General features: G+C 41.9%; 2 protein-coding genes. Both read right to left on the bottom strand.

What is annotated here, in order from left to right; all coding sequences use genetic code 11:
* Window positions 1-134: 134 nt before the first annotated feature.
* Window positions 135-626, bottom strand: coding sequence for a hypothetical protein (locus tag C4B57_08045; GenBank protein PXF54233.1), 492 nt, complete (start codon window positions 624-626; stop codon window positions 135-137).
* Window positions 627-634: 8 nt separating this feature from the next.
* Window positions 635-1,768, bottom strand: a 1,134-nt coding sequence (locus C4B57_08040; GenBank protein ID PXF54232.1) for a Ni/Fe hydrogenase subunit alpha, incomplete at its 5' end; no start/stop codon positions are given.

Below are 1,768 nucleotides of genomic sequence, written 5' to 3'. Positions count from 1 at the left end.
AGAAGCGGTTTGCCTTTTGCAGGGTTTCGATCGCGGGCCGGATTGCACTGCCTCTCCGGTCTGCGATGAGTGAGCTTTGAAACCCGAAAAAAGGTAACCGCTTCAAGGCAGGATATAACGGGTTCACCGAATATTTACTTTATAAATAGCTCTTGCTTAATTATATTCACCAGTTCAGGAATGCTTGCCCTAATCTTTGGAGTAAGAGTATCACTAAAGAAATCTCCATTTTCTATCTCTATTGCAAAAATGGTTATATCTTTTGGCATATGAATATAAAAATTGTTTGCCATATTTATAATTGTAGCCAAGCCTATTTGATGCGATGAGTATGGCTCTATGAAAGTCCCGAATCTATCTTTAGCAAATCCCATTAGATTGCTCTCTAAGCTGGCAAACCGATAAATATACCCTGGTTCTTTATGCCCAGTACGGATGGAATCGATTATTATTACCTTTTCATAATCCGCAATTATATCCAGTAAATTAATGCATATCTCTTGTGTTCCCATTATATGGATATTAGTATAATGTATTTCTTTTTTTAATGCCCTTGCCGTAAAGATCCCCACGCCATCATCCCCTCTTATCGTATTGCCAATACCTAAAAGCAAGGTTCTCTTCATCTTGGCTATCAGTCTCTCCTTATCTCTTTTACCAACTCTTTTTTCTTGTCATATATACTTATAATCATAGGCATTTCGCCAGGAAGGCTATGTGTTGCGCAGGCAAGACATGGATCATAGGCCCTGAATGCCATTTCTATCATATTGAGTATGCCATCAGAAACATTACCATGCCTTATAAGTAGGCGAGCAGCCTTTTCAATTGACATACAAATAGATGCAGCGTTATTCTGTGTACCAACCAACAGGTTTACTTTTTGTACCATCCCGGACTCGTCTGTTTCATAGTGATGGAAAAGCGTTCCTCTTGGGGCCTCACAGACACCTATGCCTTCCTTAGGAGTCTCTTTAGGAATGTTCCTTACCTTAGGATCGGCAATATCGTCGTCTTCGGCAAGCTCAACCATCCTCTCTGCCGCATATAGACTTTCAACAAGCCTGGCCCAATGATAGGCTAATGTGCTATGAACAGGTTTTCCTCCAAGCAGCCCGAACAGCCTCTCATACTCGCCCTGTGCCAGGGACGTAGCCATTCCGTCAGATACGTTCAGCCTGGCAAGAGGAGCAACCCTGTAGATCCCGCTATCTTTGCTGTCGATGAATCCCTTCCAGCCGATATCTTTTAAGTAGAGCATTTTTACATAGCTCCATGGTTCAACCCGTTCTTCCAAATGTTTCAGATAGTCCTGTGCCGCAAATATCATTACCTCCTTCCCTTCTGGATCAACAATCCTTATCTTCCCATCATAAAAATTTACCTTGTTTTCCTCATCTACCAGGCCCATGTAATAAGTCTTGTGATAGTAGGTATCACCAGTGATTAAATCGATATATTTTTTGTCCTTGAGAACTACATCATCAAATATCTTCAGTGTAAACTTCGCAAATTCTACCGCATCTCTCGTTACGGCCTTTATACTATCCCTATCTTCCCTGCTTAAGGCCTTTGAGATACCACCGGGAAGGCCGCAAACAGGATAAAGAGGGCTTCCGCTAATTGTGGCGTTTATCCCGCGGACCCTTTTTCTGATATCAATGACCTTTTTGCCAATTTCAGCGCCAAGTTTAGCTATTATGCCAAAGACGTTTCTTTCAGACTTGGAGGCATCTTGACCAACTACAAAATCGGGAACTCCAAAAAA

The sequence above is a fragment of the Deltaproteobacteria bacterium genome (assembly GCA_003194485.1).
Lineage (GTDB): Bacteria > Desulfobacterota > Dissulfuribacteria > Dissulfuribacterales > UBA3076 > UBA3076.
This window is presented reverse-complemented; position numbering and strand designations above follow the sequence as displayed.

What these genes read in the sequence shown, in the direction of transcription:
- C4B57_08045 (PXF54233.1), bottom strand. Translation starts at nt 626, where the DNA reads ATGAAGAGAACCTTGCTTTTAGGTATTGGCAATACGATAAGAGGGGAT.